This window comes from Paraburkholderia sp. JPY465 (assembly GCF_050436725.1).
Lineage (GTDB): Bacteria > Pseudomonadota > Gammaproteobacteria > Burkholderiales > Burkholderiaceae > Paraburkholderia > Paraburkholderia youngii.
This window is the reverse complement of record NZ_JBNDMT010000003.1, coordinates 438,987-460,645: the sequence shown is the minus strand read 5'-3', so window position 1 is coordinate 460,645 and position 21,659 is coordinate 438,987. Positions and strand designations below refer to the sequence as shown.

The window sequence follows — 21,659 nt, the reverse complement described above, 5'->3', positions numbered from 1 at the left end:
CAGTTCTGCACGTTGAGCAATCCGGTGTGGCGAATACCGGGCGAGTCGAAAACGAAAATCCGTGCGCCTTAGACCGGCACCTTCTTCAGCATTTCGACGCCGACCTGACCCGATGCGATTTCACGCAGCGCGAGGACGGTGGGCTTGTCGCGGCTTTCGATCTTCGGCGTGTGGCCTTGAGCGAGCTGACGCGCGCGATAGGTTGCGGCAAGCGCGAGTTCGAAACGGTTCGGGATCTGTTTGAGGCAGTCTTCGACGGTAATGCGGGCCATGTTGGGTTCCTTCTCAGTATGTTGCTTATTCTACCTTATGTGCCTGACGGCACGCCGCGCTCACGCGTGCGGCAGGTGGATGCCGAGCTGCATGAAAAGCTGCGTGTGACGCGCGTACTGCGACGCGAAGCGCGAGCGCGTCGCGCCGACGAGGCACTGCAACTCAGCCAGCGCACGATCGAAGTTTTCGTTGATCACGACGTACTCCGCTTCGGCCGCGTGCGCGATCTCGCCGCCCGCCGCGAGCAGGCGTCGCGTGATCACGTTCGGCTCGTCCTGGCCGCGCTTTTTCAGACGCTCTTCGAGCGCTTCGAGCGACGGCGGCAGAATGAAAATTTCCACCGCGTTGTGGAACTGCTTCTTCACCTGCTGCGCGCCCTGCCAGTCGATTTCGAGCAGCACGTCATGGCCGTTTTTCATCTGCTCCTCGATCCACACGCGCGACGTGCCGTAGTAGTTGCCGTGCACTTCCGCGCTTTCGAGAAACTCGCCCGCGTCGTGACGCCGCATGAAGTCTTCGACGGTCGTGAAGTGATAGTGCTCGCCGTCCTGCTCCTTCGGACGCGGCGGGCGCGTCGTGTACGAGATCGACAGACGGATCGCGTCGTCGCCCGCGAGCAGCGCGTTGACGAGCGTCGACTTGCCCGCGCCCGACGGCGCGACGACCATGAACAGATTGCCGGGATAGGCGCCGGCGTACGGATGGCGCGGCGCGCCGGCTTCGCGAGAATGGTGGTCGGTCATGATGTGTAGTGCTCCAGCCTTATTCGAGATTCTGTACCTGCTCGCGCATCTGTTCGATCAGTAGTTTCAGCGTCATCGACGAATCCGCGAGTTCCTTCGCCGCCGCCTTCGAACCGAGCGTGTTCGCTTCGCGGTTCAGTTCCTGCATCATGAAGTCGAGCCGCTTGCCGACCTTGCCGCCCTTCTCGATCACGTGACGCGTTTCGTTCAGGTGCGCGGTGAGGCGCGACAGCTCTTCGGCGATGTCGATGCGAATGCCGTACATCGTCACTTCCTGGCGAATCCGCTCGTTGATCTCTTCGCGCGACACGATCGTCGCGGCCCCATCCGGCGCCGCGATGCCGAGCGCTTCCTGCAGACGTTCGACGATCTTCTGCTGATGCCGCGCAATCAGCTCGGGCACGAGCGGCGTGATCTTCGTGACGATCGTTTCCATTTCGGTGACGTTGCCGAGCAGCATCGTCGCGAGTTGCGCGCCTTCGCGTGCACGCACGTCGATCAGGTCCGCGATTGCCTGCTTGCCGCACGCGAGCACCGTGTCGCGCAACGTCTCGGGCGCGATACCGCTTTCGGCGAGCACGCCCGGCCAGCGCAGAATTTCGCCAGTCCGCAGACGGCCGGCTTCCGGAAACGTGTCCAGCACCGTGCGTTCCAGCTGCGCGAGCTGCGCGAGCGCGTCGCGGTTGATCGCACCCGCGTTCGCCGACTGCTCGCTGCGCTGCAGATTCACGCGAATGTCGACCTTGCCGCGCGACAGCTTGTTCATCAGCATTTCGCGCAGCGTCGGTTCGACGACGCGCACGTCTTCCGGCATGCGGAAGTTCAAATCGAGAAAGCGCGAGTTCACCGTGCGCAATTCGACCGACACGCTGACGCCACCAGTGCCCGATGCCGCCACGAGTTCGCGCGTAGCGCTCGCATAGCCAGTCATGCTGTAGATCATCGTATTTCTCGCGATTGCGGCCATGCGTTCGACGATGGCCTGAGAAGCGGATCGCCCGGCGTGTACGAGACGCGGGGCGGGGAATCGGCATTATCCCATTTTTGGCCGCGCGATCCGCTCGCGAGCGGGCACGGATGCGGCCCGGCACGTGGCTGCTTTCACTGCATGGATTGCCGCTCGTCGTAACGATGACCCTCGCGTGCTCGGGCGGCACTCATCATCCGCAACCTTGTGTTCCATGCGTATGGGCAACCGCCCTATTCGATCGGCGGTAAAATTAGGGTTTTTCCTCCGCCCCTCTTCCGGCCTTTCGGCACACAACGCGACCCATTCCGACATGAGCAACGACACCCAACGCCCCAGCGGCCGCCAGCCCAACCAGTTGCGCGACGTGCGCATCACGCGTCACTACACGAAGCACGCGGAGGGCTCGGTGCTGGTCGAGTTCGGCGACACCAAGGTGATCTGCACCGCGAGCGTGAGCGAGAGCGTGCCGCCGTTCCTGCGCGATCGCGGCCAGGGCTGGCTCACCGCCGAATACGGCATGCTGCCGCGCGCCACGCATACGCGCAGCGACCGCGAAGCCGCGCGCGGCAAACAGACCGGCCGCACCCAGGAAATTCAGCGGCTGATCGGCCGCGCGCTGCGCTCGGTGTTCGATCTTGAAAAGCTCGGCGCGCGCACGATCAATCTCGATTGCGACGTGATCCAGGCCGACGGCGGCACGCGCACCGCGAGCATCACCGGCGCGTTCGTCGCCGCGCATGATGCGGTCGCCAGAATGCTCGCCACGGGCCGCATCGAAAGCTCGCCGATCACGGATTACGTCGCGGCGATTTCGGTCGGCGTCTACGACGGCGTGCCGGTGCTCGATCTCGACTACGACGAAGACTCGCAGTGCGACACCGACATGAACGTCGTGATGACGGGCGCGGGCGGTTTCGTCGAAATTCAGGGCACCGCGGAAGGCGTGCCGTTCTCGCGCGAAGAAATGAATGCGCTGCTCGATCTCGCGAGCGACGGCATCAGCACGCTGATCGCGAAGCAGAAAGAAGCGCTGGGAGTGCAGCAGTGAATGAGGTTCGTCAGGACAGCGGCGGGAACGATGCTCACGGCATAACGTCGGGCATGCCGTTGAAGAAAGTGGTGCTCGCGTCGAACAACGCGGGCAAGCTGCGCGAATTCGCGGCGCTGCTCGGCGCGGCCGGCATCGAGTTGATCCCGCAAGGTGCGCTCAATGTGCCGGAAGCCGAAGAGCCACACCCCACCTTCGTCGAAAACGCGCTGGCCAAGGCGCGTCACGCGGCGAAGCTGACCGGCCTGCCTGCGCTCGCCGACGACTCGGGCCTGTGCGTGCGCGCTTTGCGCGGCGCGCCGGGCGTCTACTCGGCCCGCTTCGCGCAACTCGCCGGCGGCGAGAAAAGCGACGCGGCGAACAACGCGCGGCTCGTCGAAGAACTGCGGAGCGCGAGCGACCGGCGCGGCTATTACTATTGCGTGCTCGCCCTCGTGCGTCATGCGGACGATCCCGAACCGCTGATCGCCGACGGCCGCTGGCACGGCGAAATCCTCGACGCGCCGCGCGGCGAGCACGGCTTCGGTTACGACCCGTACTTCTATCTGCCGTCGCTTAACGCGAGCGCCGCTGAGCTCGAGCCGGCGGTCAAGAACGCCAGCAGTCATCGCGCGATCGCGCTGCGGCAACTGCTCGCACGTTTGCCGGAGGAAGCGTGATTCCGATCCGATCGACGCCGGCGGAAATCGGCAACGGTGTCGTCAAGGCATTCACATCGCCGGGCGGCATCCGTTTGACGTCGCTGCCGCCACTTGCACTGTACGTGCATTTTCCGTGGTGCGTGCGCAAGTGCCCGTACTGCGACTTCAATTCGCACGAATGGAAAGGCGAGACGTTCCCGGAGAACGACTACCTCGACGCGCTGCGCGCCGATCTGGAAATGGCGTTGCCACTGATCTGGGGCCGCCAGGTGCATACGGTGTTCATCGGCGGGGGCACGCCTAGTTTGCTGTCGGCGGCGGGGCTCGATCGCATGCTGTCGGATATCCGCGCGCTGCTGCCGCTCGACGCCGACGCCGAGATCACGCTCGAAGCGAACCCCGGCACGTTCGAAGCCGACAAGTTCGCGCAGTTTCGCGCGAGCGGCGTGAACCGGCTGTCGGTGGGCATCCAGAGTTTCAACGAAACGCATCTGAAGGCGCTCGGCCGCATCCATGACGCGGCGCAGGCGCGCCACGCGGTCGAAGTCGCCGCGACCACGTTCGACAACTTCAACCTCGACCTGATGTTCGCGCTGCCCAAGCAAACGCTCGCCGAATGCCAGGCCGATGTGGAAACGGCGCTGTCGTTTGCACCGCCGCATCTGTCGCTGTATCACCTGACGCTCGAACCGAACACGCTGTTCGCCAAATTCCCGCCCGCGCTGCCCGACGACGACGCGTCCGCGGACATGCAGGACTGGATTCATCAACGCACCGCCGCGGCCGGCTATGAGCGCTACGAGGTGTCCGCGTATGCGCGGCCGCATCGGCAGAGCAAACACAATCTGAACTACTGGCGTTTCGGCGACTATCTCGGCATCGGCGCGGGCGCGCATACGAAGCTGTCGTTTCCGAATCGGATCGTGCGTCAGGCGCGCTATAAACATCCGACCACGTTCATCGAGCAGGCCAAGGCCGGGGCAAGCGTGCAGGAAGAGCACGAGGTCGGGCCGCGCGATCTGCCGTTCGAGTTCATGCTGAACGCGCTGCGCCTGGTGGAAGGGTTTCCGGTGCATCGGTTTATCGAACGCACGGGTCTGTCGATTACGACGATCGAACCCGCGTTGCAGGAAGCGGAACGGCGCAAGCTGATTACGCGCGACCACGAACGAATTGCGCCGACGCCGCTTGGGCAGGCGTTCCTGAACGATCTGCAAGCGCTATTCCTGAAAGACCCGCAGTGATGCCGGGTCGCTTGGACTCGGCAGCGAAGTCTTTCCAGGTTACAATTCGCGGTTTGGAGGTGTGGCCGAGTGGTTTAAGGCACCGGTCTTGAAAACCGGCGAAGGAGCAATCCTTCCGTGAGTTCGAATCTCACCGCCTCCGCCAGATCATCCGTCCCCGTTTATCCGAATCAGTCCGATTCAATCGAGCAAAGCCTTACCAGCTAAGGCTCTCAGCGCAAAACCCCAAAAGTAGTTGTCTGGTTTCGTTGCAATTAATCGCGTTCAGTCGTAAATTTTATGGTGGACTGGATGGTGGACTAGCGTTGGTGGGCCAGCTGGTGGACTGCCGGCGCGTCGACGACGAGCGACGATGCCAAAGAAAGCGCAGGTACTCGGCCCATTGGCCGTGAAGCGATTGACGACGCCGGGGAAGCATCCCGTCGGCGGCGTGGAAGGCCTTTATCTGAAGGTGACGGACACTGGCTCACGGTCGTGGGTATTGCGTGTCACCGTTGCCGGAAAACGGCGCGAGATCGGTTTGGGTGCCTACAACGAGTCAGGCATGGGCGTAGCTGTGGCGCGCGCCAAGGCGCTGTCGGTGCGCGAAGACATCGCCCGCGGCGTCGATCCGGTCATGCAAAAGAAGGAGGCCGCAAGCCGACTGCGCGCGAGCCAAGCGCTTGAAATGACGTTCGAGCAGGCGGCGAAGCGTTTCATCACAGCAAAAGAGCCGGAATGGCGCAACTCGAAGCACGGTGCGCAGTGGACGTACACGCTCGAGGAGTTCGCCTATCCCCTCATCGGGAAGATGATGATCCGGCACGTCACGCGCGCGCACGTGACAGAGATTCTTGAGCCAATCTGGACGACCAAGACAGAGACCGCTTCGCGCCTGCGAGGGCGCATCGAAGCGATTCTCGATTGGGCCCGAGTGAAAGGCTTCCGCGATGAAGGCGTCAACCCCGCGGCGTGGCGCGGCAACCTCGACAAGCTGCTGTCCGCACCGAAGAAAACCAAGCGCGTGCGCAATCACCCCGCCCTGCCGATCGACCAGATGGGCGCCTTTATGGTGACGCTGCGTGCAACTGAGGGCGTTAGCGCCCGTTGTCTCGAATTCTCAATATTGACTGCGTCCCGATCGGGCGAGGCGCGCTTTGCCGAGTGGACCGAAATCGACCTTGAGAAGAAAGTATGGTCCGTGCCGGCTGAGAAGATGAAGGCAAAGAAGGAGCACCGTGTTCCGCTCTCGCCGGCCGCCGTGCGCCTGTTGCAGTCCATCGAGCGGAAGCAAGGCGTTGACCTGGTATTCCCGAGCCCTCGCTCAGCCCGAGTTCTTTCCGATATGTCGCTGCTCGAACTGATGCGCAGACAGAATCTGGAAGCGACGCCGCATGGGTTCCGCTCGACGTTCCGGGACTGGGCGAGCGAATACACGAACTATCCGCGCGAGCTGGCCGAGGTGGCGCTGGCGCACATCAAGGGTGACGCCACCGAGGCAGCGTACTGGCGTGGCGACGTGCTGGAAAAGCGTCGTCGGATGATGACCGATTGGGCCGAGTTTTGCACCACGCCGATCGAGCCAAGCGAAGTGATACCGATTAACAGAACCGCATGACAGGTTTGCCGCGCCTAGCCCGACGGGGCGAAAGCCGGGTGCCCTACCCGGTTGGCGCGGCTCCCATATAGGGTTTGCTACAGGGCTAGCAATGCGGGAGCTTGGCTCATTCAAGCGGTGGTTTAGCATTCAGCAAGCAGCCGCTTTGCTACAGGGTGCGTTCGGCGAACATGTCACTGAGAGCGATGTGCTAGAGCATGTGAAGGCGGGGCATATTCCGGTTTGGTGGGATGCTACCGAGCGGTATGCGGTGCCGGTCGCCCGCGGATGCCACTGCTTTGGCATGCGCGGAGATCAACCGACCATCGGAACCCGTCGCGAGATCGCACCGGAACAGCGAGAGCAGTGGTACCGCCAATCGGATATGGTCGGGCTACTGGATGGAATCTACCGAATCGCATTCGATGCCCGCCGGGACCGCGAGGAAATATTCGACGGCGAGCAGGCGGGCAAGATCATATTCAAAGACGGCATCCTGCTGCGGGATGCAGACGGGGAATCGCTGCTGCAGGTGCTCAGACGGATGCCGGGACGTTCCGGCGGGTCTAACCAAGCGAGAGATTTTATCGTCGACTTGGATTTCCCAACGGCGGAGTCATTTCGCATCGCTAGCGGCGATCTTCGCGCGCTTCTAAACGGCGATGCCGCCGATGTTGGCAGCGACCAGCCGGCGGTATCAAGCGGACAGAAAGAGCGTGAAACGCTACTGAAACAGATCGGCGCGCTGGCGACGCTAGTGGCGTCGCACGCCAACATGTACCGAAACGGCGACAAGCCGAATGGAAACCAGATCGCCATCGCGGTCGGTGATCTAGTGACTCAGATGCCGGATTCAAACACTCACGGCCTGAGTCAATCGAACGTGCGAGCCAATATCAAAGAAGGGGTATCGTTGCTTCGGCGATAAAGATTGCCAGCTGGCATTTGATTTTGCTGGCTGGCAAAGCGGTTGATACCCCTCCCATACAGTCCACTGAACCGTACAACCCCGTACGCCTTTCGAGTGGACAAAGATGAAAGCAGACAACACCCTTAAGAAGGTCGGCGACCTGCCAAACGAGGCAGGTATCGACGTCAAAACCGTGGCAGCTTTGTGCGGCTGCAGTGTGTCGACAGTATGGGAGCGCGCAAAACGGGGCGCCCTTCCGAAGCCTATCAAGATCGGCGGATCAGCACGCTGGAACCTCGGCCAACTCCGCAAATGCCTGATGCCGGAGGCCGTGTAATGCAAAAGAAAAACGCCCGCCCCCCCGAAGGAAAGACGAGCGCCCTAGACTGCGCTAATTCTAGCAGCGACACGGAATATCTTGTTCGCTTTTTGGATGCAGTGAAGAACGCGAGCGAGCGGCTGCGCGTCGACGCCAAAACCTACCGCGGCAACACCTACATCGACATTCGCGTCTGGTACGTGACCGACGACGGCGATTACCGGCCGTCGGGCAAAGGCATCATGATCAAGCCGACTATGGCGCCAGAGCTGCTGCGTAGTGTCGCTCTGGCGGCGCAATCCTTCGATCCGAAGGAGGCGAACTGATGACGCATCAAAATTCAAAGATGGCCACCCGGGGCACTGACAGAACTGACAGAAGCCCCCTGCGTTTTTTGGAAACAGCCCGGCGCCCCACTGACAAAACTGCCAAAAGCCCCTTCCGTCAGTTTTGTCAGTGCCCCCCGGGGCTCTTTTCGAAAAAAAGCACTTGTAAACCCGCGAAGCTTCGCTATACTCCATATGTGCCCGAGACAACGGGCAACTTGGATTGGCGTCCAGAACAGATCAAGGCGGACAACCGCCGCCGCGCGGTTTTTTTACGTCCGCACATCAAGCGCCTTCAATGGTCGGGCCTTGGTGAGGGAGCGCTTGCGCTCGCCGGTATCCTTGATCGCCGGTACGCCAACCTTGCCATGTGCCCGGCCACCCCGATTGGCGTCGGGGGTCGGGTTATTAGACTCGATCAAGGGGGTCGCACCATGCCGAGCAATATCCACGCTCATCCCGAGCAGACGTCTTTCCCGAATTCCCTCACCTCTCTCGTTCGCGAAGCGCCGCACTCCGGCGCGATCGCTGGCGCCTACCAAGACGGCCTCGCCATTACTGGCGATACCCTGCGCCGCATGGCTGACCTCAAGAATTGGGAGGTCAACGACGGCACGGGCAAGCGAATCGATAAGCGCGTAGTTGATCTATCCGAGTACCGCGCGAGACGTACCCGTGCACCGCTCCATGTCCGGGAAGATGCCCCGGCGCCGATGGATCCTGAAGAAGCCCTCGCCGAAATCGCCCATCACCTCATGATGGCGGTACGCGTCATCACGGGCCGCAAGATCTAACCCAGGTGACGAAATGAACACGAAACTCAATATCGGCATCGATAAGGACTCCTCAGTGGGTGCGCCACAGGCGCCCGAGGCATCCGCACGTCCGCTCGACATCGGCGAACTCACCATCATCATGCAGGCCGGCAGCTTGCCGCACTGCAATTACATCGGCACGCGGATGCAGCTCGAAGCCGAAGGCATCCTTCCCGCAGACACCCGGTGGCCCGATGGCTTCGCCTATGGCAACAAATGGGAAGCCAACGGACTTTGTTTCTCGCTCTGTCGCCAGCGCCCCGAGGGCGCCAAAGGCCCGCGTCGCGCGTTCCTCGACTGTGACAACTGGTGCCTGCGCATTGAGCCGGCGGACGGCTGGTCGCATGACTATGTGCTCGAGGCAAAGGCCAAAGAGATGAAGGCCCTGCTCTATCGCCGAACCCCAGAGTGGAGCAAAGAGCAGAGCGAGCGCTGCAAGCGGTACTACGCCGCGGAGAAAGACGAGAAGTTTCAGGCCTTCAAGGCATTGATTCCGGGCCTCATCCCGGCACCCGGCAAGCGCAGGCGTCCGCCAAAGGCTGCTGCTACCCAATCTCAGGGGGTATGACATGAAATTCAATCCCAAACTGATCAAGTTCGTGGACGGCGAGCCCTACGTCAATGGCGCAGGCCTTTTGCTGATGGCGGCAGAGGCGGCGCATGGAAGCGACCCTGTATCGGCGGACGGCCGTCAGCGGGCTCGGCACACGATTAACGCGTTGCTATCTGCAGCGCGCGCGGGTGGTTTCACTCAGTCCGATTTGCTCGAAACGCTGCTGTCGACCGATCGCGACGCTGACCGCACGATCGATCTGGCAATCATTGCGGTCGACTGCATCGGCGGCACGGAAGCGCTCACTGACGCGCTGAAACGCGCCGGCTTTCATCCGGAGGGCGCATGAGCGACGTTATCAACATCGAGAACCAGTTCGCTGATGCGCTCGCCACGGCAGGCTTCCCGTCAACAGAGATCATCGCGGACGGCAAGATCCGTCGATTCCGAGGTCCCGACGACAAACCCGGCAAGAAAAACGCCTGGTACGTGCTGCATGCAGGCCAATTCGGCGCGGGCGCTTTTGGCGACTGGAAGACCGGCTACAAGGCCAACTGGTCGAGTCGACCGGAATCCAGCCTCACGACCATTGAGCGCGAACAGTGGCGCAAGCAGCAGCAGGAGATCCGCAACTCCGTCGAGCAGGCAACACGGGCGCGTCGAGCCGAGGCGGCAGTGACCGCTAAGGGCATCTGGTCGGACGCGCGTGACGCAACCGCAGACAACCCGTATTGCGAACGCAAGGGCATCAAGCCGTATGGCCTGAAGGAATTCAAGGACAGGCGAACGCTCATCGTTCCGGTGCGCAATGCCAGTGGTGAGCTGGTAAGTGTCCAGTTCATCTATGCGGACGGCTCGAAGAAATTCTTGAGCGGCGGAGCCAAGGCTGGCTGCTATTACTCCTTCGGTCCGAAGCCTAAGGATCGCATCTTGATCGCGGAAGGTTTCGCGACCGCCGCGAGCCTGCACGAAGCAACCGGGCTGCCCGTCGCCGTAGCATTCGACTGCGGCAATCTCAAGGGCGTAGCGGATGCCGTTTCTGCCAATCTTCCCCGCGCGTGCAAGATCATCATTGCGGCGGACGATGACGCGGGCACCGAAGGTAATCCAGGCGTAAAAGCGGCCACTGACGCGGCGCGCCATGTGCGCGGCCTCGTCGCGTTGCCCGACTTTGGTGACGAACGCCCGGCGGGCGCGACAGACTTCAATGACCTCGCTGCATACCTCGGGCTTGAGGCCGTTCGGGCCTGTATCGACGCGGCCAGCCATTCAAGCGATGCAGCCACGGGAAACCCGAGCCGCGATGGCTGGGGAGAAATCGAGCCGCTGCCCGATTCGCTCAGGCCCGTCGAGCCGTTCGATATGGCGATGTTGCCTGAGAGCCTGCGGCCGTGGGCGCAAGACATCGCCAACCGCGTGCAGTGCCCGCCGGATTTCATCGGCGCCACCATCATTGGCGCGCTCGGTATTGCCATTGGTCGCCGTGTGGGTGTACGCCCGAAGCAGTGTGACGACTGGACCGAGTACGCCAATCAATGGGTGTGCATCGTGGGCAGGCCGGGCGTCATGAAGTCGCCGGCAATGAGCGCCGTGCTCGCGCCGGTAAAGCGGCTCGACATGGAAGCATGCCAACGATATGAGGATGAATTGGCGCTGCACGAATCCGAGGCGAAGCTTTGCAAAATGCGTCAGGACGCCGCAGAGAAGAAGGCGATGGCGGCGCTCAAGAAGAACCCGGATGCGGCAGTCAGCCTGCACGAGTCCGAGCCGCTGGAACCGCCAAAGCTGACTCGATACATCGTCAACGACGCGACGGTTGAGAAGCTTGGCGAGATCTGCGCGGACAACCCGCAGGGTGTTGGCGTGTTTCGTGACGAGCTCGTGAGCCTGCTCAAGGGCCTCGATCGCGACGGGCAGGAAAGCGCACGCGGCTTCTATCTGACAGGCTGGAATGGCAACGACGGCTATGTCGTGGACCGCATCATGCGCGGACACCAACGCATCGAGGCGGTCTGCCTGTCGCTCATTGGATCTACGCAGCCTGGGCGCATATCGGAGTATCTGCGCAGTGCGATCGGCGGCGGGGCGGCAGACGACGGCCTCGTGCAACGTTTCGGCGTGCTTGTCTGGCCTGACGTGCCGCGGGAGACGTGGGAGAACGTCGATTGCTGGCCGGATGCCGAGGCGAAGCGCACGGCGCACGCAGTATTCAAGCGCCTCATTGACGGCGATCCGGTCGAAACGTGGCTGGCGGAGATCCCGGTAGGCCCTGACGGCGAACCCGACGGCAGTCCACCCTTTCTTCGGCTGTCGCCCGAAGCCCTTGAGGTGTTCGTTGAGTGGCGAACCGAATACGAAAACGCCCAGCGCGGCGGAGGCCTGCATCCGGCGATGGAGTCTCACCTCGGCAAGTATCGGAAGCTGGTGCCGTCCCTCGCGCTCGTGTTGCACCTTGCCAACGGGGGCGTCGGCCCGATAACCGACTACGCCATGAATCAGGCGCTCGCCTGGGCCGCATACTTGCGTAGTCATGCCGAGCGCGCCTATGGCTCTGTGTTGGTGGCGGAGGTCAGCGGCGCGAAAGCCCTGTTGCGAAGGATCAAGGCGGGCGAGCTGCAAGATGGATTTACGGCTCGCGATGTGTATCGCAATCAATGGTCGGAGCTTGAAAACCGTGAAGCAACGATGAAAGCAATCGGCGTGCTGATCGAGTACGGCACAAGGGCTATCTTGCGTCCGAGTCGGCAGAGACCGGCGGCCGTGCAAAGTCGGTCTATCGCATTCACCCGGAGGTGCGGAAATGACGAACAAATACCTTGCTCGATTGAAGCCCAAGGGGGAACTGACAGAACTGCCAAAAGACCCTTCTGTCAGTTTTGTCAGTGACCCCGGGGGGGCTTTAGAAAAAATCGAGTCATCACCGTTGCCTGAAGACTGTGTCGGTGCCCTGATATATACCGAGAGCGGCGCACCCTACCTGCCATGGGGACCATACATAAACCCCGAGAAATTGAGCCGGTGGCAGCGCGAACTGTTCGAAATCGTCGACGAGCTGGCGAAGCTCGAAGGCTGGAAGCCAGACGACTACGACCATACGGTGATGTGTATCGAGCGCCAGCCGATATCGACACTGAAGCCCGATCTGGCGTACTTCACGGCGCGGCTGTCGGCGGCGCGAGACGAGGCGGCGTCGCGCGAAGCCATCAACAAACGCTCATGGAGGTTTGACCGATGACCGGCGACCAGATGTTCGACGTGGCGCGCTCATTCCGTTCGTGCTGCGATTGCAAAGACGAGTTTGAGCGGGTGTTGGTCGAGACTGCCGCCCTGGAGGCGGCATATCGCATCTTCTACGGGGAGCCCGGATCTGACGAGTCCGCGATTGAAGTCGGCATGTCGAAGCTCATCACGCTTGGTGCCGTCGATTCTTTCACGAAGCGTATGACGCGGCTCTATCGGAGTGCCTTTCTGACGATGACGGCACTCGCGCGCGCAGGGCTCACCCGGGCCAGGAGGATCTAATGGTCATCGAACGAGCGTCACACATCCCCAATGCCGAGACGGAGCGCCTTGTACCGCTCGAGCTCTGGCTTCACGAAAACGCGCGAGCAGGTTCCATCTGGCGCTCCGGAAGCCCGCGTTTGCTTTCGCCTGAGGACATGGGTAAGTGGCTCAGGCGTCATGAAAAACGCCTAACCGACGCTGGCGGCGTGCTGCGCCTCGGAAAGGCTTGGCGGATCATCGAGCCGACTTTCCAGCGGGTTCTGCTCCAGATCCTCGCGGAGGAGCGTGAGGCGGCTGCGCGCAGGGGGTATCGATGACCGAACGAGCATCACACATAAACGCATCACTCCGCAGCGATACATTAGTGAGGCACCATGCGAGACACCAAACGAAAACGCGCCATCCTTCAGATGCTCGAGGAACACGGCGAATGGGAGTACCTGGAATACGGCCCACCGCCTTACACGGCGACAAAGATCGCCGAACGGATCGGCGGGAGCGTGCAGAGCGTGGCGCGTACCCTGCGCGGCATGGCAAAGGACGAGCTACTCATTGCGGTCCGGGACAGGCAGGAGGTGTGGAACGCCATCGCCCGTGGCCATATCGACATGACCGTGACCGCCTACTTCAGCGCCCGGACGGTGGACCGGGACATAGCCGCTGGCAAGGCGTGGGAGGATGGGTTTGCCGATCGCTCACGCGAAGCGGGCCGCAGCATCCTTGCCGCATTTTCCCGGCAGTGATCGCCTGACAGGAGGCCAAGGTGAGCGATGCCAACCTGTTCGGTAACGTGGAGGAACTGCGGGCGGCGATGTTGCGCCTTGAATGCAGATGCGATGAGACCGCAAGCGAGCTGAGAAGCCGGATCGCTGCGCAGGAGCGTGCCATTCCGACGCTCGGCAGGTTTGCCAGCGGGATCGAGGGTCGGCGCTACAGGGAAGCGAGCGAGATGGTCGTCGCCGTGACGGCTGGATCGATGACCGCGGACCGGCTGGAACTGTTACTCCTGCGCCTCGAATGTGAGTTCGTGAAACGCAAGGCCAGTGCGAATCGGTCGCGCTCCAATGCCCGCTTCGATCCGTTCTATGAGGTATTTGACGGCCTTGTGAAGGGGCGCCGGTGCCGAGACGCGAAAGACGCGCACCAGAAAGCCGCTGCGGTCGCGCCGCCACCCCACCCCATGCCAAGTGTCTCGCGAAGGCGCTACGGAACGCTACGCAAGAAAATGGCTGTGTGTTAGACCGTCGAAATCAGGAGTGCGAAGGGGCTGTCGTCCTACTATGGGATGGCAGCCCCTTTACTTTTTATGGAGCCTGATTCATGCGACTCAACATTTTCAACCGCGCCAACTTTTCGGCTGAAGACGAGAAGAAGGTGCGCGACCTGCTTAGCTCGCCCGAGATGGAGCGCATTCTCGACCGCGTTGAGCAGACCCAGGTCGACGAGCGCACCATCCTGCGCAAGCAACTCGACAGCCTCGACAAGCGGCACGATCCGGTGGTGGCGAAGGCGACGGCATCCCTCATCGAGGCGCGCGTGAAGCTGGACGAAGCCCGCGCCATGTTCGATGCGGCAAAGGAAGCCGAAAAGGAATCTGCCCAAGCCGTCTATACGCTCGAATGTCTGAAGCGCGACGAAGACTATCGGCTGCGCAAGGAGCTGATCGAGTCACGCGACACGCGTCTCGACGGTTTCCGTGTGCACGTCGACAACGCCTGGCAGCAGATGCGACACCTGATCTCAATTTCGTCTGTCACGCACAAGAACTGGGCCGGCGCCACGAGCGTCGAGTACGAATCGAACGCCGAAAAGGTGGACGCCTGTATGGGCTTGCTCAAGCAAGCGAGCGCCGACACGCACGCAATGGCCCTGCTCCCGCTCACGCGCGCCGAGGTAAGCGAGCGCCTGACGGCGTGGACGCACAAGCTCGAGCCGGATCTCGACTCGTTCGGCATTGCATGCCCGCGCCTCGACGAAAAGGGCGAAGTGACAACGCACCGGCCGCCACGCAAGTTGCATGAGGTATTGCAGGAGAAAGGCCTCGCAGAAAAAGCCGACATTCCGGGCGAGCGCCCAAAGCTCGAGCGAGCCCGCTCGAAGATCATTGACGTCTAACCTGACTCACAATCCGACAGGAGCAAAAAATGTCAGCAACAACTCCAATCACCTGGAATGATCCGACGACCGCCAGGGCCTCTCTCGCTGGCCTACTTGACGCCGCCGGCGGCATCACGGTGCTTGTCCGCATCGACACAAACAATCCGCACGCCAAAAGCAACGGTCCGAAGTACCGCTCTGCCCGCTTTGCGCCAGCCGTCACCACCGAGGGGGATCACTGGCTTGATGCCAACACCGGCCTCGACCTTCACACGGCCGTGACGGGCTGGGCAGTCCCGGAATAAGGGGTATCTGATGAGCGATGAGATCCTGGCAATCATGCCCGAGCACATCGGTTCGTACGCGGGCCTGATCAATCCGCCCGAACTGCTGGCGCTCGCACCGTCGGCGCGTCGCAGTGGCGGCCCGGCCCCAGCCGCAGCCGCAGCCGCCGGCGGCGTCGCCGTCATGGGGCTGGTCGGCATCATCCGGCAGCACCCGGCAACCGGCCTTTTCGGCGGAGGCGCTGGCCTCACGCAGTTCCTGCAGGCTTTCAAGGCCGCGCTTGCAGACGATTCGTGCACATCGATCCTGATCGATGTTGATTCCCCCGGCGGCAGCGTCTACGGCGTCGAGGAGCTGGCGAGCGAGATCTACGCGGCCCGCGGCAAGAAGCGCATTGCCGCTGTAGCGAATTCACTGGCGGCGAGCGCCGCCTACTGGATTGCCAGTGCGGCCGGCGAGTTCTACGTGACGCCCGGGGGCGAGGTCGGATCAATCGGCGTCTACGTGGCGCACATGGACCGATCCAAGCAACTGCGCAAGGCTGGCGTTGATACAAAGCTCGTTTCCGCCGGCAAGTACAAGGTCGAGGGCAATCCATACCAGCCCCTCGCCCCCGAGGCGCGCAAGTTCCTGCAAAGCCGGGTCGACGACTACTACTCGAAATTCACTCGCGCCGTGGCTCGAAACCGCGGCGTGAGCGCTCTCACAGTACGCAACGGTATGGGCCAGGGGCGAATACTCGGCGCCGACGCGGCAAAGGCGGCCGGCATGGTTGACGGCATCGCCACATTCGACGACGTGGCCCGCCGGCTTCTATCGTCGCGGCGGTGATGGTTATGCACTGCCGGGTGCATCACTCCGGTGCGAACGAACCGTACATATAAACGCATCGCTCCGCAGCGATACATCAGCATCAGCAACTTCGGGGATCTCAACATGAGGGTGCATCTGTTCCGCGTCGGCAAGGTCTGGCACTACCGATTTCAGATCAACGGCGCACGCGTGCAGCGCAGCACGCGCGAAACCATCAAGCACAAGGCCGAGACGATCGCAAACCGGGCCTACACGAAAGCACGGATGTGGGCGCGCGGCGACGAGCCCGTCCCGACCCTGCGCGAGCTCGTCGTGCAATGGCTCTCGGCTCACGCTTCGATCGTCAGCCCCGCGTATATCAAAATCGTTTCAACGTTCGGCCGCCTGCATCTGTACCAGCTCGCCGATGTCATGGTTGACGAACTGACCACGCCGCTCGTCGAAACAGCCATGATCGAGCATAGATGCACCCATGCGCCCGCTTCCGTCAATCACTGGCTCACGGTGCTCAAGGTCATATGCAAATGGGCCGTGAGACGCCGCGTGATGCCGGACATTCCATGGTCAGTCAAGCTACTGAAGGTCCAGAAGCGACCGCGCGCGACACTGCCGGTCTCCCGTGCAGCCGAGTGGCTCGCCGCCGTCGATGCGTATGCGAGCAACCGGCCGGCACTGTGCATCGCCGTGCGGCTCGCGTTTGCACTGGGACTGCGCGAGTCAGAAGTGATCACCGCGCGCTGGGAGTGGATCGACTGGGATCGCCGCACCTATACCCCAGGCGTGACCAAGGGCCGGGAAGCCGACCCCGTGCCGATGCCTGACTGGCTGATCGACTACCTTCTCCCGACGCACCAGCATACCGGGCTGATCGTGCACAACGAGCGCGGCGCGGCCTATGCCCCCGGCTTCCTCAGGCAGGCGATGCGGGCCGCCAACGCCACCTGCCAGATTGAAGGGCTGACGCCGCACCGGCTGCGTGGCACGTTCGCCACCCTGCTCAGCGAGCGCGGCCTGCCGATCCAAACGATACAGCGCATCATGCGACACAAAGACCCGATGACGACAATGCGCTATCTCGAAGCCAATCTGTCCGCCGCCGCCGATGCACAGACCTCGATCGCACACCTCGCCGGTCTGCAAGGCAAACCGGAATACGGTGGCGAAAAAGTGGCGAACGACACCAGCGCACGCCGCGTGGAATAAGCCACCAAGGATAATCCTAACTTGTCGGTATGCAACCGCGCGCACCAGACCCTCGTCGAAGCCCCCATATTGGCCGCAACAGCGCATCGATCGGCGCGAATCTGAGGGCGATCAAAGGCGCTGCGCGCCGCTCGCAAAGCCACGCCCATCAAGGCATTGGCGCGGACCAGCGAGATCCGTGGCGGCCTGCTGAGGGGCCGCCAGCGGGATGCGGCGGGGGGTAGGGGGGTCAAATCTCTGCGATCGAGCCGGGCCGGACACCAACCGTTCTCTAATGCGGACAAAAAATCCCCCGTTAAACCCCTCCCGGAAATCAAACAGAACAATCTAAAAGCCCTATCTAGCAAAGGTTTCGGCTGTTTTTTCTTAAAGCGGATGCGTTAAATCGGAGGTCGAAAATCAAACATGCAGGAAATCAAACAGGAGCGAAATCAGATGACCGAGAAACGCAATACACACGGGGGTGCGCGCCCGGGAGCGGGTCGAAAACCCAAGGCAAAGCCCACAGAAACCGAAAGTGGTGGAAACAAAACGACAAGCGCGCCAAATCGGCGAGGTGGCGCACGCCCCGGTGCCGGGCGCAAGCCAATGGACCAGAGGCATCTGGCAGCCTGGCGCGCGGTCGCGCCTGCCGATGACCCGAAAGCGTTCCTGCTGTCCGTGATGAACAACGCCGAGCTCGATCCGGCATCACGGATTGAGGCGGCGCAGGCGCTGATGCCGTACTATCATCCGCCACTCGCCGCCGAAGAGCCGAATGACGAGTAGCCCAAGCCACAGCGTCCGCGCTCGAGCTATAGCCGGTGGTGAATTGAACTCACGCCCTTTTCGTCGGTGTCGCGAGCTCGACCTCGAGTCGAGAGCTAAACTTGACCTATCGCTTGTACCGCCTGGACATGACATGTTCGATAGACAGACGCACCGAGGCTTCAGCATCACGGTGACAGCGCGCGACGACCTACGCGGGGGCTCCAACGTCACGCTGCTTGTCGAGCGCATCTTTTCCCACCGGGACGACGTGCGCACCGGCGCGCCGATCGCAAAACCGGAGCACTACCACTCGTTGCACCCCGCAACTGCGGCCGTCGGCCAAGCCATGCAACGAGCCAGGCGGCTAATTGACGAGGCGCTGGGTGAACGCGATCCGCTGGAAGGCGAGTAATTTTCAATTCGCAACTCTCCAACCCGCGGCCTGCAGCGCGCCTTGCCTGGATTTCAAATCTGACCAAGCCAGCCGACTGGACCGCCTTTTCGGCAAGCCGGACATAATCGAGCGCCGCGAGGCGTGAAACGTTTACCGGCACTGGGGCAGGCTGAGAAGGTCGTCCGCAGTGGTCACGTCGTGCCCGGTCCTGAGGAATTTGTGGCCTTCCGGCGTTTTCCAGACGAGCACATCATCAGCAGGCTGGCCATCTACGCCGACATAGAAGCTCCACCTACCCGTCTCAATCCCGTTAATCGCGTCTTTCGCGCTGATCTTCCACCGGCTCCCGTCGGGGTTCTTTCCGCCGATATGCGAAATGGCTTGGTGCCTTCTCTGCTTTCTTGTCTTCCTGATGCAGAGAACCTGAATACGCTGCGCCATAAAACCTCCGCTCTTTATGATGGAGTTTGATATTGCACGATCCATCATGCGAGGGAATTGAAGGTTTACCCGTGACTTATGCGAGATGTATTGGCGCACATCAAAAGAGCTGGATTCCCGAAAACAAAAGTGATTTTCAATGCATCCGGGGAAATCAGATTTTAAATACGGAATAATCCGCACGATGCTGATGAGGCGGCGCTGACCGATACGGGAATTTCCCGAATCGATTGAAGCCCAAAGGGGAACTGACAGAAGTGCCCAAAGACCCTTCTGTCAGTTTTGTCAGTGCCCCGGGGGGGCGAAGGTATCCATCGCGACTGATACCGCTTCGATGGCGTAATAGGCAATTTGGGCGTTTTGTTCTCGGCTCATGACCGTGCTTTCGGCACGGCAGACGGCAACTTGAGCGTTGGGACAGATTGGCATGCGACACGCGGTGCGCAGTCCGCCTCAAGCGGGGCCGGCGGATGGACTAGTCCGAGGAACTATTGCGAAAATGAAAAACCGCGCACTATGGCGGGCTTGGGTATCATCATCACCTGACGCAATACGCGCGTCACGGTTTTATCGCACCGTACGATATACCGGCGTAGTAGTCTGTTGGACGGTCGTATTGGTCGACGGGACGAGACGATAGGTAGTCGAATTCCTGACAACATCTGACAAATTCCCATTCGCCGCCGTTCCGCACTGATCAGTAGGGCCGGCGGCAGACGTTGGACGATAAACGCCGCTAGCGTCGGTTGTAACGCGAAAATTATTCATTAGACTTTCCTCCACCCTTCGAAACGTCGGTTGTCGTTGACAGATTCCTGTTGCACCATGCCGGTCATAGTCTGCTGCTGCACGATCGTCTTCGTCAGTACGCCCTCAGACACAAAGCGATGACTTCCTACCGGACTGCTTTCAATCATTGCCCGTGGAAGCGAATAGGTCACCGACTGCGAGCTAGCCAGTAATCCAAACGGATCATACGGCTCCAGCAACTGCATTTCCGCTACGTAACTCTGATGCACCTGACGTAACAGAACGTACAAGTCCTGAGACGGATTCTCGACATTTAGTCCTAACTCGCGAGCCTCGCGCCTGTTGATAGTGTAGTCATGGCTACCAGATTCAGCGCAGAGAAAATCGATGATTTCCTTGCTCTTTTCCTCGTTTTGAACTTGGCGAACTAGCAGTTTCTTCGCCAAGAACCGGATCTGCGACCGTGAGCGGAAGATCTGCCCGAGCACTAGCGGATGGATTTTCTCCGACAACGCCAGCAATAACTGCGCCCGATGAGCGCCATCATCGATGCCAAAATCTTTGGCTGCATCCAGATAGCCACGAACCGCCTCAACACTTACTGGAACACGAACATGTGGAGCGTTCGGCAGCGTAGGATTTAGTGCGTGGTTAACGCTAGGGTCGATCGGACCTAACGCGGCCTGCTTAGTCATCACGAGCTGGTTAGCGCCCAGCGAAATGAGGGTGCCAGCGCTCAATGCCTTGGCCGGAACAATGACCTCGAGCTCTTCGCAAAACGTGTGCAGTAGATTGACCAAACGCCATGCTGCGGCCGTGTCACCGCCGTTTGTATGCAAAATCAATGAAAGCTTTTGAACCGGACCGATTTCATCCAGGTGATCAACGAAGATATCAATGATCTCGCTGGATATTTGCGCCTCCAGTTCCCTACGGTCGCCAGTGATATAAGAAATCACTCGCGAGTTCCGCAGCTGCCCTATTTGGTCAAAAAGGGCGCTGCGGTTTTGAAAGCTAGTCACAGAAATCCTCGGAATTATTTGAATTTATTGGCGATTCTGGTTCACTCGCATGACTTCGAACATATCTCAGACTGAGATCCGGCCAAGCCGCTGTTACAAACTCTGAGCGAAGTTCCGCAAATTAGCAGCGAAGCTGCCAACAGCAACGTGACCAGCCTCTCCGACCGCAAACCCTAAAGCCTGCACCGTTGAAATGACGGGTCAGGTGAGGCATGGGAATGATGGCGTAAACCAATCATCTGTGGCTTAAGGGTAAACCATTAAGGCAAGATGCGGTCTTCGACAGATCGCCAACGGTGGACTGGATGGTGGACTGGCTCATAGATATGCCATTAAAGCATTGTCGCATCGGCATCGTTGGCGGACACCGCCTCCGCCAGAAAAAGAGGAAACCCCGTAATTTCAAACGAAATACGGGGTTTCTTCTTTTATCGCCCCACAAAATGACCCATTTGACGAGCAGTGTCTGCAGCCCCCGGCCGCGCTAGAAGGTCCACGGGCGGATTGCGGGTTGAACAGTCCACCGCTTCTCCGGAATCACTGCCGGGAACAATCAACGGCAGGCGTAGGTTATTGCTGCCGATCTAGGACGGCATGCTTCGGCGCGTAGACCTCGCCTTCTACAGGTTTCTTAATGATGTGCCACACTAGACGGCCGTCATCGATTTTTAATTGAGCCTTACCGCTTTTTGCGCCAAAGAACGACGAAAACCTGACCACAGCAGATTGTCCTGCGGCGTCGACATGCCCCTCGATATTTGCGTTTTGCTCGTCATCACAATCAATTTTGTTGCCATTTTGTGCTACCGCGCAATATTGTCCGCGAAGGACGCGCCCCTGCTCTTTGAGTTTAATCGAAAAGGTACTTGGACCCGGGGCATCGTTCCAGTCCCACAAACCAGAAAAGGAATCGGCGAAAGCACACGCGTTACAAATCAAGACAATAAAACCAAGCGTCACCTTCTTCAATTTTTTCATATTC

General features: G+C 60.7%; 28 protein-coding genes and 1 tRNA gene. 23 read left to right on the top strand and 6 right to left on the bottom strand.

The window, feature by feature from the left end:
- Positions 1–68: 68 nt before the first annotated feature.
- From rpoZ to QFZ94_RS16705, 3 genes are read right to left on the bottom strand one after another with little or no spacing between them, the layout of a single operon-like run.
- Positions 69–272 carry a DNA-directed RNA polymerase subunit omega gene (gene rpoZ, locus QFZ94_RS16715; protein ID WP_008921215.1) on the bottom strand — a complete coding sequence of 68 codons (204 nt, stop codon included), beginning with the start codon at positions 270–272 and terminating at the stop codon, positions 69–71.
- A gap of 60 nt (positions 273–332) precedes the next feature.
- Positions 333–1,016 carry a guanylate kinase gene (gene gmk, locus QFZ94_RS16710; protein ID WP_410851907.1) on the bottom strand — a complete coding sequence of 228 codons (684 nt, stop codon included), beginning with the start codon at positions 1,014–1,016 and terminating at the stop codon, positions 333–335.
- A gap of 19 nt (positions 1,017–1,035) precedes the next feature.
- Positions 1,036–1,959 (bottom strand): YicC/YloC family endoribonuclease, encoded by a 924-nt coding sequence (locus QFZ94_RS16705; RefSeq protein WP_368584936.1) that lies wholly within the window; start codon positions 1,957–1,959, stop codon positions 1,036–1,038.
- 337 nt (positions 1,960–2,296) lie between these two features.
- Here QFZ94_RS16705 and rph point away from each other — a divergent pair, with 337 nt between their 5' ends.
- The 23 genes from rph to QFZ94_RS16590 all read left to right on the top strand — a co-directional run bounded on the left by rph (position 2,297) and on the right by QFZ94_RS16590 (position 18,482).
- The gene (rph, locus tag QFZ94_RS16700) at positions 2,297–3,034 is read left to right on the top strand and encodes a ribonuclease PH (protein ID WP_368584937.1); all 738 of its coding nucleotides are present in this window, start codon (positions 2,297–2,299) and stop codon (positions 3,032–3,034) included.
- Positions 3,031–3,693 (top strand): RdgB/HAM1 family non-canonical purine NTP pyrophosphatase, encoded by a 663-nt coding sequence (gene rdgB / locus QFZ94_RS16695; protein ID WP_429458299.1) that lies wholly within the window; start codon positions 3,031–3,033, stop codon positions 3,691–3,693. Before rph ends, rdgB begins: the two co-directional genes overlap by 4 nt.
- Positions 3,690–4,919, top strand: coding sequence for a radical SAM family heme chaperone HemW (hemW, locus tag QFZ94_RS16690; protein ID WP_429458297.1), 1,230 nt, complete (start codon positions 3,690–3,692; stop codon positions 4,917–4,919). The genes rdgB and hemW overlap by 4 nt, the downstream gene beginning before the upstream one ends.
- A 55-nt stretch (positions 4,920–4,974) precedes the next feature.
- Positions 4,975–5,064, top strand: a tRNA-Ser gene (locus tag QFZ94_RS16685).
- 207 nt (positions 5,065–5,271) lie between these two features.
- The gene (locus tag QFZ94_RS16680; RefSeq protein ID WP_429458295.1) at positions 5,272–6,516 is read left to right on the top strand and encodes a tyrosine-type recombinase/integrase; all 1,245 of its coding nucleotides are present in this window, start codon (positions 5,272–5,274) and stop codon (positions 6,514–6,516) included.
- Between the two features lie 91 nt (positions 6,517–6,607).
- Positions 6,608–7,423 (top strand): hypothetical protein, encoded by an 816-nt coding sequence (locus QFZ94_RS16675; RefSeq protein ID WP_429458293.1) that lies wholly within the window; start codon positions 6,608–6,610, stop codon positions 7,421–7,423.
- Positions 7,424–7,529: 106 nt separating this feature from the next.
- Positions 7,530–7,742, top strand: coding sequence for a helix-turn-helix transcriptional regulator (locus tag QFZ94_RS16670; RefSeq protein WP_429458291.1), 213 nt, complete (start codon positions 7,530–7,532; stop codon positions 7,740–7,742).
- Positions 7,742–8,050 carry a transcriptional coactivator p15/PC4 family protein gene (locus QFZ94_RS16665; protein ID WP_429458289.1) on the top strand — a complete coding sequence of 103 codons (309 nt, stop codon included), beginning with the start codon at positions 7,742–7,744 and terminating at the stop codon, positions 8,048–8,050. Before QFZ94_RS16670 ends, QFZ94_RS16665 begins: the two co-directional genes overlap by 1 nt.
- The gene (locus tag QFZ94_RS16660; protein WP_429458287.1) at positions 8,050–8,844 is read left to right on the top strand and encodes a hypothetical protein; all 795 of its coding nucleotides are present in this window, start codon (positions 8,050–8,052) and stop codon (positions 8,842–8,844) included. Before QFZ94_RS16665 ends, QFZ94_RS16660 begins: the two co-directional genes overlap by 1 nt.
- A gap of 13 nt (positions 8,845–8,857) precedes the next feature.
- The gene (locus QFZ94_RS16655) at positions 8,858–9,433 is read left to right on the top strand and encodes a hypothetical protein (protein ID WP_429458285.1); all 576 of its coding nucleotides are present in this window, start codon (positions 8,858–8,860) and stop codon (positions 9,431–9,433) included.
- Position 9,434: 1 nt separating this feature from the next.
- The gene (locus tag QFZ94_RS16650) at positions 9,435–9,767 is read left to right on the top strand and encodes a hypothetical protein (protein WP_429458283.1); all 333 of its coding nucleotides are present in this window, start codon (positions 9,435–9,437) and stop codon (positions 9,765–9,767) included.
- Positions 9,764–12,304 (top strand): DUF3987 domain-containing protein, encoded by a 2,541-nt coding sequence (locus QFZ94_RS16645; RefSeq protein WP_429458281.1) that lies wholly within the window; start codon positions 9,764–9,766, stop codon positions 12,302–12,304. The genes QFZ94_RS16650 and QFZ94_RS16645 overlap by 4 nt, the downstream gene beginning before the upstream one ends.
- Positions 12,219–12,653 carry a hypothetical protein gene (locus QFZ94_RS16640; RefSeq protein ID WP_429458279.1) on the top strand — a complete coding sequence of 145 codons (435 nt, stop codon included), beginning with the start codon at positions 12,219–12,221 and terminating at the stop codon, positions 12,651–12,653. Before QFZ94_RS16645 ends, QFZ94_RS16640 begins: the two co-directional genes overlap by 86 nt.
- The gene (locus QFZ94_RS16635; RefSeq protein ID WP_429458277.1) at positions 12,650–12,940 is read left to right on the top strand and encodes a hypothetical protein; all 291 of its coding nucleotides are present in this window, start codon (positions 12,650–12,652) and stop codon (positions 12,938–12,940) included. Before QFZ94_RS16640 ends, QFZ94_RS16635 begins: the two co-directional genes overlap by 4 nt.
- Entirely contained in the window at positions 12,940–13,239 is a 300-nt protein-coding gene (locus tag QFZ94_RS16630; RefSeq protein WP_429458275.1) for a hypothetical protein, read from the top strand. Before QFZ94_RS16635 ends, QFZ94_RS16630 begins: the two co-directional genes overlap by 1 nt.
- A gap of 57 nt (positions 13,240–13,296) precedes the next feature.
- Positions 13,297–13,665, top strand: coding sequence for a hypothetical protein (locus QFZ94_RS16625; RefSeq protein WP_429458273.1), 369 nt, complete (start codon positions 13,297–13,299; stop codon positions 13,663–13,665).
- 20 nt (positions 13,666–13,685) lie between these two features.
- Positions 13,686–14,162 carry a hypothetical protein gene (locus QFZ94_RS16620; RefSeq protein ID WP_429458271.1) on the top strand — a complete coding sequence of 159 codons (477 nt, stop codon included), beginning with the start codon at positions 13,686–13,688 and terminating at the stop codon, positions 14,160–14,162.
- 80 nt (positions 14,163–14,242) lie between these two features.
- A complete protein-coding gene (locus QFZ94_RS16615; RefSeq protein ID WP_429458269.1) occupies positions 14,243–15,037 on the top strand; it encodes a hypothetical protein in 795 nt (264 codons plus the stop codon).
- 29 nt (positions 15,038–15,066) lie between these two features.
- A complete protein-coding gene (locus QFZ94_RS16610) occupies positions 15,067–15,324 on the top strand; it encodes a hypothetical protein (RefSeq protein ID WP_429458267.1) in 258 nt (85 codons plus the stop codon).
- Positions 15,325–15,334: 10 nt separating this feature from the next.
- The gene (locus tag QFZ94_RS16605; protein ID WP_429458265.1) at positions 15,335–16,135 is read left to right on the top strand and encodes a S49 family peptidase; all 801 of its coding nucleotides are present in this window, start codon (positions 15,335–15,337) and stop codon (positions 16,133–16,135) included.
- A gap of 171 nt (positions 16,136–16,306) precedes the next feature.
- On the top strand, positions 16,307–17,320 hold the full coding sequence (locus QFZ94_RS16600; RefSeq protein WP_429458263.1) for a tyrosine-type recombinase/integrase: 1,014 nt from the start codon (positions 16,307–16,309) through the stop codon (positions 17,318–17,320).
- Between the two features lie 405 nt (positions 17,321–17,725).
- Positions 17,726–18,088, top strand: a complete 363-nt coding sequence (locus tag QFZ94_RS16595) for a hypothetical protein (protein WP_429458261.1) — start codon at positions 17,726–17,728, stop codon at positions 18,086–18,088.
- A 133-nt stretch (positions 18,089–18,221) separates the two neighbouring features.
- On the top strand, positions 18,222–18,482 hold the full coding sequence (locus tag QFZ94_RS16590; protein ID WP_429458259.1) for a hypothetical protein: 261 nt from the start codon (positions 18,222–18,224) through the stop codon (positions 18,480–18,482).
- Between the two features lie 132 nt (positions 18,483–18,614).
- Here QFZ94_RS16590 and QFZ94_RS16585 read toward each other — a convergent pair whose 3' ends face one another.
- From QFZ94_RS16585 to QFZ94_RS16575, 3 genes are all read right to left on the bottom strand, one after another.
- Positions 18,615–18,905 carry a DUF3892 domain-containing protein gene (locus QFZ94_RS16585; protein WP_429461838.1) on the bottom strand — a complete coding sequence of 97 codons (291 nt, stop codon included), beginning with the start codon at positions 18,903–18,905 and terminating at the stop codon, positions 18,615–18,617.
- Between the two features lie 767 nt (positions 18,906–19,672).
- Positions 19,673–20,677, bottom strand: coding sequence for an SDH family Clp fold serine proteinase (locus QFZ94_RS16580; RefSeq protein WP_429458257.1), 1,005 nt, complete (start codon positions 20,675–20,677; stop codon positions 19,673–19,675).
- Positions 20,678–21,247: 570 nt separating this feature from the next.
- Positions 21,248–21,655 carry a hypothetical protein gene (locus QFZ94_RS16575; RefSeq protein WP_429458255.1) on the bottom strand — a complete coding sequence of 136 codons (408 nt, stop codon included), beginning with the start codon at positions 21,653–21,655 and terminating at the stop codon, positions 21,248–21,250.
- Positions 21,656–21,659: the final 4 nt, after the last annotated feature.